The following is a 13,567-nucleotide window of genomic DNA, read 5'->3' as shown; positions in this document are numbered from 1 at the left end:
ACGCCGGATGGCGGCAGCGGCACCATGATCACGAGCGACTCGCTCGGCATGGAGTGGGGGAGCGAGGAGTTCGTTCGCACCTACGGCTATGGCATCTCCACCGACCCGTACAGCGCGATGCAGGGCGGGGAGGAGTATGTCGACCCCAACGCCGATTACGTGGCAGCATTGAGCGATTCCGAGCAGGCGGCCTACAACGAGGCGCTCTGGGGAGCTCCGGTCGACGACACAGGGTCCGGCACCGTGTCCGCCGGCGACTGGGACTGGCAGTCGATGGGCTGCATGGGTGCTGCACAGCACGAGGAAGTCACTGCGACGGCCTTCTGGGACGATCCGCACTACAAGTCGCTGATCGACGAGATGAACGGCCTCTCCGACAAAGCGGGCGCCACTCCCGCCGTGAAGGCACGTGAGACGGAATGGGCCGGCTGCATGGCGGATGCGGGGTTCCCGCAGTTCAGCCACGAAAGCGACCCGGAGACGTCGATCAATGATCGATTCACTGCGCTCACCACCCCCGCCGACCCCACCTCGGCGGAGGCAGATCCTCCCGACCCCACCGCTCTCGCCGCGCTGCAGACCGACGAGATCGACATCGCCGTGGCCGACCTCGGCTGTGACAGCAGCAGCGGCTACGCCGAGACGCTGAAGACGGAGCAGATCCGCCTCGAACAGGAGTTCATCGATCAGAACAAGGAGCAGCTCGATGCGCTGGTGGCGCAGTACGGGCAGCAGTGAGCGCGTGGCATCGACTTCCGCGGGGGCTCCGGATGCCCTGAGCCCGACTCCTGGAACGCGCAGGTGGACGCGTGGGCCGGGTCTCGTCGCAGTGATCGCGGTCGTCGCGATCGCATCGCTGGTGGCGGGCATCCTGCTCAGTCGCGTCATCGTGTCGCCGGCACAGCTGGCGTCGGATGCCGCGGCCCCGCCCGCGGGTGCGATCACCGCGCCGATCGAGAGCAGGGTGATCGAGAACTCCGTCACCACCCGCGCCGATGTCACCTACGCCGACGCCGTCGACGTGAAGGTCGACGCATCCGGGCTGTCGGGGCCCGCCGTGGTGACGGGGCATGTACCCGAAGTCGGCGACACCCTGTCGGCGGGTTCCGTCGCGCTCGAGGTTGCGGGGCGCCCTCTCATCGTGCTGCCGGGTGATCTGCCCGTGTACCGCACTCTGCACATCGGGCTCTCCGGACCGGACGTGCTGCAGCTCAAGGCGGCGCTCGCGTCGATGTCGCTCGACCCGGGTGACACCGCATCCGATGTGTTCGATGCCGCCACGGCCGCTGCGATCGACCGTCTCTATCGGGCGTCGGGCTACGAGCCGCCGCGCTCCTCCGACAGCGCGCAGGATGCGGTCGATGCGGCACGCGAGGGCGTGCGGAGTGCGCAGGCGGCTCTCTCGCAGGCGCAGTCCGCGTTGGACACCGCCACCCGCGGCCCCGACGACGCCGCACGCATCGAAGCCGACAACGCGGTGCGCGAGGCGCAACGGGCGCTCGATGCGGCCCGCCAGCGAGGTGCTGATGCAGTCGAACTCGATCGGCTGGCCGACGAGCTGAACCTCGCCGCCGCCCGGCGCGCCCAGCTTCTCGCACCACCGGAGGCCTCCGCTGAGCGTGCCGGCCTGAGCAGTGCGCAGGATCAGCTCTCCGATGCCGAAGACCGCCTGGCCAGGGCTGAGAACGACGCGCTCACAGTGCTGCCCGGCGCGGAGGTGGTGTATCTCAGCTCCCTCCCACGGCGGGTCGACACCGTCGGCGCCGAACGCGGCAAAGTCGTCGAGGGCGCCGCAATGAGCGTCTCGGGCGCCGAGCTGGTGCTGGCGGGGTCGGCCTCGGAGACGGATGCTGCGCTGCTGAAGCCCGGGATGACGGCCACCTTCACGGCATCGAACGACACGGAGTACTCCGCCACGATCTCGACGGTGGGTGAGAAGAAGGGCGGCGGGGCTGACACGGCCGGAGCAGCCGGCGCCTCGAAGCGGTACGACGTGATGCTCGCACCGCAGAATCTGACCGAGGCCGAGGTCGGCGCGCTGCGCGGGAGCAATGTGCGGGTCGCCATCCCCGTAGAGTCGACCGACGGTGACGTTCTCGCGGTGCCGGTCGCTGCATTGACGGCCGGCACGGGAGGGGAGAGCCGCATCGAGCTCGTGGTGGATCAGGCGGGTGTGCCGTCCGACGGCGACAGATCAGACTCAGACTCAGACTCCGGCGGGGGCGCGGATCGCCGCACCGAGCTCGTCGTCGTCACCACGGGTCTGGCCGCCGGCGGGTACGTGGAGGTTCGCTCCGAGGACCCGAGGGTGAAGCCCGGTACCGAGGTGGTGGTGGGGCGATGAGCGCGGCCGTCGCGGAGCTGCGCCACGTGGTGCGCGAGTTCGGTGGCGCGACGACGGTTCGCGCACTGGCCGGAGTCGATCTGGCGCTGGCGCCCGGCGATTTCTGCGCGATCGTGGGCGCATCCGGAGCCGGCAAGTCGACCCTGCTCAACGTGATGGGGCTGCTCGACCGCCTGACAGCGGGCGAGTACTTCGTCGACGGGGTCGCCACGTCCGGGCTGAACGATCGTCAGCGCTCGGCGGTGCGCGGTTCGACGATCGGATTCGTGTTCCAGTCGTTCCACCTGCTGGCCACCCGGTCGGTGCTCGACAACGTGCTGATGGCGTTCACCTACGGCGGGGTGCCGCGATCCGAAAGGCGGCCGCGGGCGGTCGAGGCACTCGATCGCGTCGGTCTCGGTGCCCGGCTGGCGTTCTCGCCGGCCACGCTCTCGGGCGGCGAACGACAGCGGGTCGCGATCGCCCGAGCCGTGTGTGCGGGCCCGCGGCTGCTCCTCGCCGACGAGCCCACGGGCAACCTCGACCGCAGCAACTCGGAGTCGGTGATGGAGCTCTTCGCCGAGCTCAATGCCGACGGCCTCACGATCGCGATCATCACGCACGACGATGAGGTCGCCGGCCGCGCCCATCGAAGGCTCCAGCTCCGCGACGGCACGCTTCACTCCTCCGCTGCCGAGGCGGCGGCTCCGGCATTCCAGCCGTCCAGCGCGCGCGGACCGGCCCCTTCGGATGGCACGCACGCTTCGCTGGCCGACGTGAACCAGGTCACGGGCATCCGCGGCGGGACACGCCGATGAGTCGGCGGGATCGCACCGTGAGCCGGTCGACTCGGCACCACACGCGGCCACCTCACGGCCAGGGCCTCGGGGCACGGTCGGTGATCACCGAGGCACTCGACGGAGTCGGCGCCCGGCCCGGGCGTCTCGTGGTCACCGTGCTCGGAACAGTGACGGGCATCGCTGCGCTGGTGCTCACGATCGGGCTCGGCCAGACCGCCGGCGGGCAGCTCGCCTCCCACTTCGACGCCATCTCCTCCACCCACGCCGAGGCGACGGCGGCGGTGGCCGCGGGGGCGGACGGCGCCGAGCATCCGACCGCCGAGATCCCTCGCGATGCGCTCGCGAGGCTCGACGGCCTCGCCGGTGTCGAAGCCGCGGCCGTCCTGGGCGAGGTCGACATCGGCACCGATCCGATCACCGCTGTGCCGATCCACGACCCGTCGATGCCCGAGACCCTGGCACCTCCGGTCGTGGCGGCCGAGGGCGACCTGCTCGGAGCCGTCAGCGGCCGCCTCGCACGCGGCCGCTTCTTCGACGCTGGCCACTCGGCGCGCGGCGACCGGGTCGCAGTGCTGGGTCGCGACGCCGCTGCCTCACTCGGCGTGGGCGACGTGGCGAGTCGCCCCTCCATCTTCCTCGGTGGTCACGCGTATGCCGTGATCGGAATACTGGATGCGGTCGACATCCAGCCGAACCTGCTCGGGTCGGTCATCGTTCCGCTGGCCGCCGCGCGCCGTGACTACCCCGGTGCGACTGCAGCCCGCGTGGAGCTGAAGATCGCGGTGGGCTCGGCATCCGTCGTCGCCCACCAGGTTCCCATCGCCCTCGCACCGAACTCGCCCGATGATTTCGACGTCGCCGCCCCGGCCGAACCGACGCAGTTCGAGGGAGCGGTGCGCAGCGACATCGATCTCGTGTTCGTGGCGATCGGCATCATCACCCTTCTCGCGGGCGGTCTCGGAATCGCCAGCGTGACGATGCTCGGTGTGTCGCAGCGACGCGGCGAGATCGGCCTCCGCCGCGCCCTGGGCGCCACTCGAGGTCAGATCGCCGCCCAGTTCGTGCTCGAGTCCGTGGTGGTCGGGCTGTTGGGCGGTGTGATCGGGGCCGCCCTCGGGGTGTTCGTCGTCGTGACGATCTCCCTGGTGCAGGGGTGGACTCCAGTGCTCGACCTCGGGATGACGCTGGGCGGCGCTGCGGCCGGGGGAGTGGTCGGCCTTCTCGCGGGTGGCTACCCTGCCATCCGCGCCGCACTCATCGAACCGGTCGAAGCGCTGCGGGCGGCATCCGGTTGACCGGTCTAGACGGCCGGCCCCCTCTCAGCCCCGCAGTCGGCCGATCTCGGCGCGGGCCGCATCCACGATCTCCGCATTCGTGTGCGCGTGGCCCCACAGGCCCCAGCCACCCTCCACGGCCTCCGTGAGCAGCACCCACGTGCGATCCACGAGAGTGGGGTCACCCGCGGCGCTCGCCACGAGATCGGTGAGCCGGCGCACCACGGCCACCTGCTTGTCGCGATCGAGCGCCCCCGAGTTGGTGAGCACCTGCACCCGCACGTAGTCGGTGTCGCCGTCGACGTTGGTGAAGGCGCCCGGAACCAGCTCGTGCACGAAGGCGGCGGTGTTCTTGTGGAACATCGGGATGTCGGGCACCTGCTCGACCTCCTTCACGATCGTGGCGGCGGCTCTCGCAACCTCGTGGACGTCGGCGAAGAGGCCGGCGGTGGCGTAGATGTCGATCATGGGCATGGAGACGCTCCTCGTGAATATGACGGTCGTCATAGACCGTAGACTAAGACGAGCGTCATAGTCAACGAGAGGTGCATCATGGCCGGCGAGATCAAGCAGCGGATGATCGATTCCACCGCCCTGCTCCTGGCCAAGCGCGGCCTGCAGGGCACATCCTTCAGTGAGATCATCGAGGCATCCGGGGCCCCGCGAGGCTCGCTCTATCACCACTTCCCGGGCGGCAAGGACGAGCTGGTGCTCGCCGCCGTCGGCGCCGCGGGGGAGCGGGCCATGGCAGTGCTCGAGCAGCTGAGCGGGCGGTCGGCCGTCGACGTGGCCACCGCATTCCTCGCCCTCTGGCGCTCCGTGCTCACCCGCTCCGAGTTCAGCGCCGGATGCGCCGTGGCCGCCGTCACCGTGGCTGCCGACAGCAACGAGCTTCTCGACCGCGCCGGGGGAGTGTTCCGCGGATGGCGGCACAGCCTGAGCGACCTCCTCACCGCGGGCGGTGTGGACGAGCGTCGCGCGCAGGCCCTCGCCGCCTCCCTCATCGCGGCCGGTGAGGGTGCCGTCGTGCTCTCCCGCGCCGAGCGCTCCCTGGAACCCTTCGACCTGGTCGCCAATGAGCAGCTGGCCGTGATCGAGGCCGCAAGCGGCGGGCATCCGCGCCACCACGACGACCCGACTCGAAGCGATCCGGCGTAGCGGAGGAGCGCGTCAGAAACGGAGAAGCACGGCGTCGGATGTCGCGGCTAGTGTGACAGGCATGGCATCCACCGCTTCGGTACCAGAGTCGCACGCGGCCGACACCCACGACATCATCCGCGTGCAAGGGGCCCGCGAGAACAACCTCAAAGACGTGAGCGTCGACATCCCGAAGCGGCGCCTCACCGTGTTCACGGGCGTGTCGGGTTCGGGCAAGAGCTCGCTCGTGTTCGGCACCATCGCGGCCGAGTCGCAGCGCATGATCAACGAGACCTACAGCACTTTCGTCCAGGGCTTCTTGCCGACGCAAGCTCGGCCCGACGTCGACGTACTCGAGGGCCTCACCACCGCCATCATCGTCGACCAAGAACGCATGGGTGCCAACGCGCGGTCCACGGTGGGCACTGCCACCGATGTGAACGCGATGCTGCGCATCCTGTTCAGTCGGCTCGGCCAACCGCATTTCGGACCGCCGCAGGCCTTCTCCTTCAACGTGGCGTCGATCTCGGGGGCCGGCGCGGTCACCCTCGAGAAGGGCGGCGTCACCACGAAGGAACGGCGGAGCTTCTCGATCACGGGAGGCATGTGTCCTCGCTGCGATGGCATGGGCAGCGTCACCGACATCGACCTCACGCAGCTCTACGACGACTCGAAGTCGCTCGACGAGGGAGCGCTCACCATCCCGGGCTACACCCCCGATGGGTGGGGCGTGCGCATCTTCACGGGTTCCGGGTTCCTCGATCCCGCCAAACCGATCCGCGACTACACGTCGAAGGAGCGGCACGACTTCCTGCACAAGGAGCCCGTGAAGGTCAGGGTCGGCGACATCAACATGACCTACGAGGGCCTCATCCCGAAGGTGCAGAAGTCGTTCCTCTCGAAAGACCGAGAGGCGATGCAGCCGCACATCCGCGCATTCGTCGACCGCGCCGTCACGTTCACGACCTGCCCCGAGTGCCTCGGCACCCGCCTCAGCGAGGGTGCACGGTCGTCGAAGATCGCGGGCATCAGCATCGCGGATGCCTGCGCCATGCAGATCAGCGACCTCGCGGCGTGGGTTCGCGACCTCGACGATCCGTCGGTGGGCCCGTTGCTGAGAACCCTGCAGAGCACCCTCGACTCCTTCGTCGAGATCGGGCTCGGGTACCTCTCGCTCGATCGGCCGTCGGGCACGCTCTCCGGGGGAGAAGCGCAACGCACCAAGATCATCCGGCACCTCGGGTCATCGCTCACCGATATCACGTACGTCTTCGACGAACCCACCATCGGCCTTCATCCGCACGACATCCAGCGCATGAACGAGCTGCTGCTCCTCTTGCGCGACAAGGGCAACACGGTGCTGGTGGTGGAGCACAAGCCCGAGATGATCGCGATCGCCGACCATGTGGTCGACCTCGGTCCCGGTGCCGGAACCGCGGGCGGCACCATCTGCTACGAGGGCACTCTCGAAGGGCTGCGCCACAGCGGCACCCTCACAGGCCGCCATCTCGACGACCGGGCCTCCGTGAAGTCGTCGGTTCGCACGCCGACCGGAGCGCTCGAGGTCAGGGGGGCGTCGACCCACAACCTGAAGGATGTCGACGTCGACATCCCTCTGGGCGTGCTCGTGGTGATGACGGGCATGGCCGGATCGGGTAAGAGCTCGCTCGTGCACGGCTCTATTCCGGCAGGCGCGGGCGTGGTCTCAATCGATCAGGGGGCCATCAAGGGTTCGCGGCGCAGCAATCCGGCGACCTACACGGGCATGCTCGAGCCCATCCGCAAGGCATTCGCGAAGGCGAACAACGTGAAGCCGGCGTTGTTCAGCGCCAACTCGGAGGGAGCCTGCCCGAACTGCAATGGTGCGGGCGTCATCTACACCGACCTCGGCATCATGGCGGAGATCTCCACACCCTGCGAGGTGTGTGAAGGAAGACGCTTCGCCGCCTCCGTTCTCGAGTACACGCTCAACGGCCGTGACATCAGCGAGGTGCTGGCGATGCCCGTCTCCGAGGCTCTGACCTTCTTCGAGTCGGGGGAGTCACGCATCCCGGCGGCGCACGCCATCCTGGAGCGGCTGCATGACGTCGGGCTCGGCTACATCAGCCTCGGCCAGCCCCTCACCACGCTGTCGGGTGGCGAGCGTCAGCGCCTGAAGCTCGCGATGCACCTGGCCGAGAATGGCGGCATCTACGTGCTCGACGAGCCCACGACCGGCCTGCACCTGGCGGATGTCGAGAACCTCCTGGCCCTGCTCGACCGACTGGTCGACTCGGGCAAATCGGTGATCGTGGTGGAACACCACCAGGCCGTGATGGCGCATGCCGACTGGATCGTCGATCTCGGGCCCGGCGCAGGCCATGATGGCGGCCGCATCGTGTTCGAGGGCACGCCCGCCGATCTCGTGGCGTCGAGAGCGACCCTCACCGGCAAGCACTTGGCGGAGTACGTGAGCGCGTGAGCGCGGCGTCGGATGGCGCCTCGTGAGCGAGGTGACCGGGGGAGTCGCGCGCGCATCCGGGGCCCGGCTGCCCTTGCTGGTACTCGGGTTCGCGGTGTTCGTGGCGGTCGTGTACGAGCTCCTCCCGATCGGGCTCCTGACGCCTATCGCGCGCGATTTCGGTGTCGACGAGCAGGGCGCCGGGCTCCTGGTCAGCGCCTTCAGCGTGCTGGTGGTGGTGGGATCGATACCGCTGAGTGCGGTCACGGCGCGGTTCAACGCTCGAACCACCCTCGCGGTCGTGCTCGTCACGTTCTGCCTGAGCGCCGGGATCATGGCGTTCACCACGTCATTCGGGGTGGCGCTCGCCGCGCGGGCTCTCGGCGGGGTGGCGCACGCCGTGCTCTTCACGGCGGTCTATCGCATCGCGCTCTCGGTGGTGGCTCCCGAAAGGCGCGCGGTGGCGGCCACCACGGTGAGTGCGGGCAACGCGATGGCGCTCGCGCTGGGCGTACCCCTGGCCACCGCGCTCGCGAATCTGGCGTCGTGGCGTCTGCCGTTCACGGTGGTCGCGGGCGTGTTCGCGCTGCTGGCGATCGCGGTGTTCCTGCTGCTGCCGAAGACGCGCACCGAGGCGGGGGAGCCGTTGACGACCCGTCTTGTCCTGCGCGCAGCGGTGCAGCCGGGTCTGCTGCGCGTAGCGGTGACGATCATCGTGGTGCTTCTGGCGCATTTCCTCACCTACACCTACGTGGAGCCGCTCCTGCGTGGCGCGGGTGTGCCTCAGCAGGGTGTCGTACTCGTGCTGTTCGGCTACGGGATGGCGTGTCTCGTGGGCCTTCTGGCGGTGACGCGGTTCACGCACGCGCATCCCGGCGCAGCCCTGCGGGTGACGCTCGTGTTCGTGCTGGCCGTGGTGATCGCGATCGGTCTCACGCGTGACTCCGCGTGGGGTATCACGATCGCTGTGATCGCCTGGGGCGTGGGGTTCGGGGCGATGCCGGTGCTGCTGAACGTGCTCGCCATCCGTGCATCGCTCAGCCTGCCCGCCGTTGCGGCGCCCGTGAGCAACACGGCCTTCAACATCGGCATCACCCTGGGCGCGATCGTCGGCGGCCAGGCGATCACCCTGACGGGCACGGGCGGTCTCGGCTTCGTCAGCGCGGGCGTGCTCGCGCTCATCGTGCTCGTGATCCTCATCCCGCGCTGGCTCCCACGCGACGGCCACCTCGACTGAAACGATCGCATGAGGTATGCTCATTTCAGATCCATCGTCAACCACCTCACGAACGGATTGGGTCGATCCCGAGAGGCAACTCCTCGCATGGCATTCATCTCACTCGTGCCCCTAGGCGCGTGTCTGGCACTAGGGAGTGCGATGACGCTCGCACTGTCCATCATTCTCCGCTCGCGCCAGCGCTCAAGATTGACGACAGCGCTCGTCGCGACGTCGGCCGCAACGACCGCCGCGAGCGTGTTGGCGATCGCCGTCTTCGTTCTCGGCCTGTCACTCACGTTCTCCAGCCTGGGTGACGGCCTGTAGAGCCGACACGATCGAACCAGATCGCTTACATCGAGAACCGCTGATAATGCACATTATGTCAAGTAAAAGGCTGCTCAAGCTCTCTTTCTGCAATGACAGAACTTCGGGTACTCACGAGTCCGTCTGACATTCCAGGCCCGATCACCGCTCTGTTCTGGGCTTACGTCTCAGACCGTGGCAATAAATGGAACCAAACGACGAGTCGGGACAATCTCTTAACGTGACCATCACTACACCTGACGACGAAGCTGCCAGCTGGGAGTCAGCCCGCGCTGGCGATCCCACCGCGTTCGGCGCGATCTTTGACCTTCACCGAAACCGCGTCTTCCATCAGGCACAACGGATGGCACCCACCATCCACGACGCCGAGGATGTCACCGCTGCGACTTTCCTCGAAAAATGGAGGCGACGCGACTCCGTCCGCATGGTCGACGGCTCCATGATCGGCTGGCTCCTCGTGACCGCCAACTACCTCGCACGAAACCTCGACCGTTCACGACGCCGCTATCGCACCCTTCTCGAACAGATGCGAGAGCCCCTGCACGACATCGACCCGGCGGACGAAGTCGCCGACAGACTCGACACGCAGTCATTGAATGGCCAAGTGCGCGACGCTCTCTCCAGGCTTCCGAAGCGAGATCAGGACATAATCACGCTCTGCATCATCCAGCAACTCTCCACCGCCGACGCTGCGGCGGTGCTCTCCATCCCAACCGGGACGGTCAAATCAAGGCTGTCACGCGCAAAGCAGCGCCTCGCCGCCGACGTGCTATCAACACTCAACAACGAAACAGCACACACCGGAGGTGCTCGATGACCGGCCCCGACCTGGACCCACAACTGTCCGCATCCATGCGCCGGACGATACTCGCGCACGCACGCACGAGTACTGGCAGAAAGCACTCCTCACGTCGGATCATCACAGCCGCCGGAAGCATCGCACTGATCACCGGAGTCGCCACAGCTGCCGTCGCCATCATCGTCGCCGGCCTCCCCAACCTCGGCACCACCCCGCCCATCGCAAGCACTCCACCACACAGCGCTACCGCCAGCCCCACCCCCTTGGCGGAACCGACCCCCACCCCAACGCCTACGACCTCAGCCACTCCAACAGGCACGACCCCGATCGAACCGGAAGGGCCGTTCGTCAATGGCTTCGATGCTCGACAGGCCTACCAAGCCTGCATCGACGCCACTCCCCAGGAGGGGTTTGCCGGATTCGACCCCGTGCCAACAGCGGCAGAGTTCACTGACGACAGCGTGAAAGCAGGCGTCGACCCCTACACGCAGGACAGCATCCCCGAATCCGAATGGTCATCAGTCGCAACTGTCTACGTGAATTGGCCCACCGGTTCGACGCCAGTGAGCAACATCATCGCCCTCTGCACAGTCTCGGGACCCCCCGCGAATCCGACCGTCACCTTCAACCGCACCGTGTCATAGGCTCCATCCGGCCCCCCGGAGGTGCTGGGTGACCGGCCCCGATCTGGACCCGCACCTGCCCTATTACGCGATCCCCGCCAGGATGATCTCCACTCCAGCCACGAACTGCACGCGGTCGTCATGATCGGCGAGTCGTGTCACGTGCGGGGCAAACGGATGATCTGACGATGCACGGCGGTTCGCCCGGTCGGTATTCCGCGAGAGATTCACGGCGGCGGCATGCTGGCTGGCAACACCCAGGAGGTAGCCCAGCAGGGTCGAAGCCGCGTCGAAGAGCTCGGCCTCGGGAACCCCGAGGAGTTGGAGCCTGCTGCCGATCTCGAAGAAGATCTCGAGGAGAGCGGGTTGCCACGGCTCGCGGGCAAGTTGTGCGCCGACCCAGGGATGCGCCTGGATCGCGTCGAAGACTCCGAGCATCAGCATCCGAATGGACTCTTCAGGTGTCCCCTCGTGCGCCATGCCGGCAGTCACGTCAGCGATGACGCTGTCAACCGCGGTTCGCAGAAGCTCATCCCTGCTGCCGACATGATGGAAGATCGCGCCCGATCCGGTGTTGAGAGACGCCGCGAGACTCCGGGTGGTGAGGCCCCCCTCCCCCGACGCGTCGAGAATCTCGACCGCGGCTAGGACGATTCGATCCTTCGACAGCGCGTCCACACGACGGACCTTGTTCTTCGACTCCACCATGGATCCATCTTGACATGTTTGGATCGTTGATCCAAACTATTTGGAGCAGTGATCCAAAGGCGTCGCCTCGGATACCGAACAGCAAGGAGACCTTCATGAAGACGAATCAGCCAGGTGTGGTCCTGCGCTTCCAGGCCAAGCCCGGGAGGGGCGATGAACTCTTCCAGCTCTGCAACGACCTCCACTTCACGGGCGACCCGGATGGACCCGTGGAATGGTCGCTCAGTCGCGACGCCAGCAACCCGGACGTGATGTGGGCGTTCGAGTTCTACCGGGATCAGGATTCGTTCGATCGTCACTACTCGAATCAGCAACTCGACGAACCCCACCAGCGCGTGTTCGATCTGCTTGCCGACGAAGCAGGGCTGGATCCGTCGATGCGCGTGGACGTCCACGTCGTCTTCTCGAGCTGATCACGGGAACAGGTCGCACGCGCACACCTGGTAGGTCTTGCCGCCGACCGCTCCCCCGCCGTCTCAGTTGAGCGCCACGATCGCGTCGATCTGCACCAGCGCATTGCCCTGCAGCACATTCACTCCGATCATCGAACGTGCCGGAGGGTCATATGCGAAGGATTCGCGGTAGACACGATCGATGACGCCGGCGAACTCGATCAGCATGGGCGTGTAGATGGTGAGCTTGATCGCGTTCGACAGGTCAGCCCCTGCGGCCTGACAGATCGCGTTCACATTGTTCAAGCACTGTCGCGTCTGAGCGCTCACCGCTTGATCACCGCCCCCGAACAACGGGTTCAGCGGGCGAGGCAGCATCTGCCCGGTCGCCGGGTCGATCGGAAGCTGGCCCGACACGTAGAGCAGACCGTTGTGGGCGATCGCCTGGCTGGAACCGCCGGGGCTCCACGGCGCATCCGGAGTGAAGATCACGTCACGTTCCACAGGTCGCTCCCCCGGGGCTTGATATCGACGGCGCTGCTCCCGACATACTACGGTGCTGACCCCGCGCATCCGTGATCGTTGGCGTGGCCCGAGGAGTCGAGCGCGGCACGGATGGCCCCGACCTCGGCCGGCATCACGCGGCAGCACCCGCCGATCAGTGTCGCACCGGCATCCGACCACGCCTTGACGTCGCCGGACCAGGACGCTCCCTGCCACTTTCGGCTCGCTCCGTTCCAGACCTCTCCGGAATTGGGATAGACCACGATCGCTCGATCGGTCACGGCGCGTGCGGCCGCGATCGCCGGAAGCACCTCACGCGGATGAGAGCAGTTGATGCCGACGGCCAGGAGCTCATCGACACCGTCGGCCAGCCGGAACCCCTCCTCCATCGGCTCGCCGGAACGCAGCCGGCCCGCTTCGATCGTGAAGGAGAGCCAAGCCGGGACGCCGGAGCCGCGCAGAAGGTCGGTGAGCGCCGTTGCCTCGTCGAGCGTCGGGATGGTCTCGATCGCGAGCAGATCGGGGCGGGCATCGACGAGCACCTCGAAGCGTCGCTCGTGCCAGTGGCGCAATTCCGCCCTGCTGAGCCCGGTAGATCCGCTGTATTCCGAACCATCACCGCAGGTGGCGCCGTAGGGTCCGACCGATGCCGCGACGAGGAGCGGCGCATCGGGCGCCGGTCCGGCGCCGAGGGCGACCGAGCGCGCCGCCCGGGCGAGCTCGACACTCGAAGCCAGGAGCCGCTCCGTGTCCGTGCGGCTGATCCCGAACCGTTCGAACGCTTCGAAGCCCACCTGGTACGACGCGCTGACGGCGATCTGGGCGCCGGCCGCGAAGAACTCTTCGTGAGCGGCCTGGATCGCAGCGGGATCGCTCGCCAGGAGGCGGGCACTCCACAGGCTGTCGGAGAGGTCGTGACCACGCGCTTCGAGAAGGGTGCCGAGCCCTCCGTCGACCGTCCACCACCCGCGGTTCAGCTCCATGTCTTCATTGTGCCTCGCCGCCACCGCCCGACCGAGCGAAC

At 67.4% G+C, this 13,567-nt stretch carries 15 protein-coding genes; 11 read left to right on the top strand and 4 right to left on the bottom strand.

The genetic code is table 11. The annotated features are described in order from the left end of the window. Positions 1-24 precede the first annotated feature (24 nt). Genes EPO52_RS16240 through EPO52_RS16225 form a run of 4 tightly spaced genes read left to right on the top strand, consistent with a single transcriptional unit; the run spans position 25 to position 4,418 of the window. Positions 25-738, top strand: coding sequence for a hypothetical protein (locus tag EPO52_RS16240; protein ID WP_290808644.1), 714 nt, complete (start codon positions 25-27; stop codon positions 736-738). Positions 739-742: 4 nt separating this feature from the next. Next, positions 743-2,344, top strand: a complete 1,602-nt coding sequence (locus EPO52_RS16235) for a hypothetical protein (RefSeq protein WP_290808641.1) — start codon at positions 743-745, stop codon at positions 2,342-2,344. After that, positions 2,341-3,141 carry an ABC transporter ATP-binding protein gene (locus EPO52_RS16230; RefSeq protein ID WP_363340681.1) on the top strand — a complete coding sequence of 267 codons (801 nt, stop codon included), beginning with the start codon at positions 2,341-2,343 and terminating at the stop codon, positions 3,139-3,141. Before EPO52_RS16235 ends, EPO52_RS16230 begins: the two co-directional genes overlap by 4 nt. A gap of 17 nt (positions 3,142-3,158) precedes the next feature. Then, positions 3,159-4,418: an ABC transporter permease gene (locus EPO52_RS16225; protein ID WP_290808638.1), complete on the top strand. Its 1,260-nt coding sequence runs from the start codon at positions 3,159-3,161 to the stop codon at positions 4,416-4,418. Positions 4,419-4,442: 24 nt separating this feature from the next. Here the strand turns inward: EPO52_RS16225 and EPO52_RS16220 are convergent, their stop codons facing one another. After that, positions 4,443-4,904, bottom strand: a complete 462-nt coding sequence (locus EPO52_RS16220) for a hypothetical protein (protein WP_290808636.1) — start codon at positions 4,902-4,904, stop codon at positions 4,443-4,445. A 45-nt stretch (positions 4,905-4,949) separates the two neighbouring features. Between EPO52_RS16220 and EPO52_RS16215 the strand changes: the two genes are divergently transcribed. From EPO52_RS16215 to EPO52_RS16190, 6 genes are all read left to right on the top strand, one after another. Further along, positions 4,950-5,555: a TetR/AcrR family transcriptional regulator gene (locus tag EPO52_RS16215; protein WP_290808634.1), complete on the top strand. Its 606-nt coding sequence runs from the start codon at positions 4,950-4,952 to the stop codon at positions 5,553-5,555. Positions 5,556-5,616: 61 nt separating this feature from the next. Then, entirely contained in the window at positions 5,617-7,995 is a 2,379-nt protein-coding gene (locus tag EPO52_RS16210; protein WP_290808631.1) for an excinuclease ABC subunit UvrA, read from the top strand. Between the two features lie 22 nt (positions 7,996-8,017). Then, entirely contained in the window at positions 8,018-9,211 is a 1,194-nt protein-coding gene (locus EPO52_RS16205; protein ID WP_290808628.1) for an MFS transporter, read from the top strand. Positions 9,212-9,352: 141 nt separating this feature from the next. After that, positions 9,353-9,517, top strand: coding sequence for a hypothetical protein (locus tag EPO52_RS16200; RefSeq protein ID WP_290808625.1), 165 nt, complete (start codon positions 9,353-9,355; stop codon positions 9,515-9,517). Positions 9,518-9,737: 220 nt separating this feature from the next. After that, the gene (locus tag EPO52_RS16195) at positions 9,738-10,334 is read left to right on the top strand and encodes a sigma-70 family RNA polymerase sigma factor (RefSeq protein WP_290808622.1); all 597 of its coding nucleotides are present in this window, start codon (positions 9,738-9,740) and stop codon (positions 10,332-10,334) included. Then, positions 10,331-10,960: a hypothetical protein gene (locus tag EPO52_RS16190; protein WP_290808619.1), complete on the top strand. Its 630-nt coding sequence runs from the start codon at positions 10,331-10,333 to the stop codon at positions 10,958-10,960. The genes EPO52_RS16195 and EPO52_RS16190 overlap by 4 nt, the downstream gene beginning before the upstream one ends. Positions 10,961-11,023: 63 nt before the next feature. Here the strand turns inward: EPO52_RS16190 and EPO52_RS16185 are convergent, their stop codons facing one another. Then, a complete protein-coding gene (locus EPO52_RS16185; protein WP_290808616.1) occupies positions 11,024-11,647 on the bottom strand; it encodes a TetR family transcriptional regulator in 624 nt (207 codons plus the stop codon). A 95-nt stretch (positions 11,648-11,742) separates the two neighbouring features. Between EPO52_RS16185 and EPO52_RS16180 the strand changes: the two genes are divergently transcribed. Further along, positions 11,743-12,060: an antibiotic biosynthesis monooxygenase family protein gene (locus tag EPO52_RS16180; protein WP_290808613.1), complete on the top strand. Its 318-nt coding sequence runs from the start codon at positions 11,743-11,745 to the stop codon at positions 12,058-12,060. A gap of 63 nt (positions 12,061-12,123) precedes the next feature. Here the strand turns inward: EPO52_RS16180 and EPO52_RS16175 are convergent, their stop codons facing one another. Together EPO52_RS16175 and mmuM are read right to left on the bottom strand one after the other, a co-directional pair. After that, a complete protein-coding gene (locus EPO52_RS16175; protein WP_290808610.1) occupies positions 12,124-12,543 on the bottom strand; it encodes a Rid family hydrolase in 420 nt (139 codons plus the stop codon). A gap of 47 nt (positions 12,544-12,590) precedes the next feature. After that, positions 12,591-13,526: a homocysteine S-methyltransferase gene (gene mmuM / locus EPO52_RS16170; RefSeq protein ID WP_290808607.1), complete on the bottom strand. Its 936-nt coding sequence runs from the start codon at positions 13,524-13,526 to the stop codon at positions 12,591-12,593. Positions 13,527-13,567 lie beyond the last annotated feature (41 nt).

It is taken from the genome of Herbiconiux sp. (genome assembly GCF_004297105.1).
In the GTDB taxonomy this organism is placed as follows: domain Bacteria; phylum Actinomycetota; class Actinomycetes; order Actinomycetales; family Microbacteriaceae; genus Herbiconiux.
The sequence above is the reverse complement of the archived record's forward strand: the minus strand, read 5'-3'. Positions and strand labels throughout refer to the sequence as shown.

What these genes read in the sequence shown, in the direction of transcription:
- EPO52_RS16240 (WP_290808644.1), top strand. Translation starts at nt 25, where the DNA reads ATGATCACGAGCGACTCGCTCGGCATGGAGTGGGGGAGCGAGGAGTTC.
- EPO52_RS16230 (WP_363340681.1), top strand. Translation starts at nt 2,341, where the DNA reads ATGAGCGCGGCCGTCGCGGAGCTGCGCCACGTGGTGCGCGAGTTCGGT.
- EPO52_RS16220 (WP_290808636.1), bottom strand. Translation starts at nt 4,904, where the DNA reads ATGACGACCGTCATATTCACGAGGAGCGTCTCCATGCCCATGATCGAC.
- EPO52_RS16215 (WP_290808634.1), top strand. Translation starts at nt 4,950, where the DNA reads ATGGCCGGCGAGATCAAGCAGCGGATGATCGATTCCACCGCCCTGCTC.
- EPO52_RS16210 (WP_290808631.1), top strand. Translation starts at nt 5,617, where the DNA reads ATGGCATCCACCGCTTCGGTACCAGAGTCGCACGCGGCCGACACCCAC.
- EPO52_RS16200 (WP_290808625.1), top strand. Translation starts at nt 9,353, where the DNA reads ATGACGCTCGCACTGTCCATCATTCTCCGCTCGCGCCAGCGCTCAAGA.
- EPO52_RS16190 (WP_290808619.1), top strand. Translation starts at nt 10,331, where the DNA reads ATGACCGGCCCCGACCTGGACCCACAACTGTCCGCATCCATGCGCCGG.
- EPO52_RS16185 (WP_290808616.1), bottom strand. Translation starts at nt 11,647, where the DNA reads ATGGTGGAGTCGAAGAACAAGGTCCGTCGTGTGGACGCGCTGTCGAAG.
- EPO52_RS16180 (WP_290808613.1), top strand. Translation starts at nt 11,743, where the DNA reads ATGAAGACGAATCAGCCAGGTGTGGTCCTGCGCTTCCAGGCCAAGCCC.
- mmuM (WP_290808607.1), bottom strand. Translation starts at nt 13,526, where the DNA reads ATGGAGCTGAACCGCGGGTGGTGGACGGTCGACGGAGGGCTCGGCACC.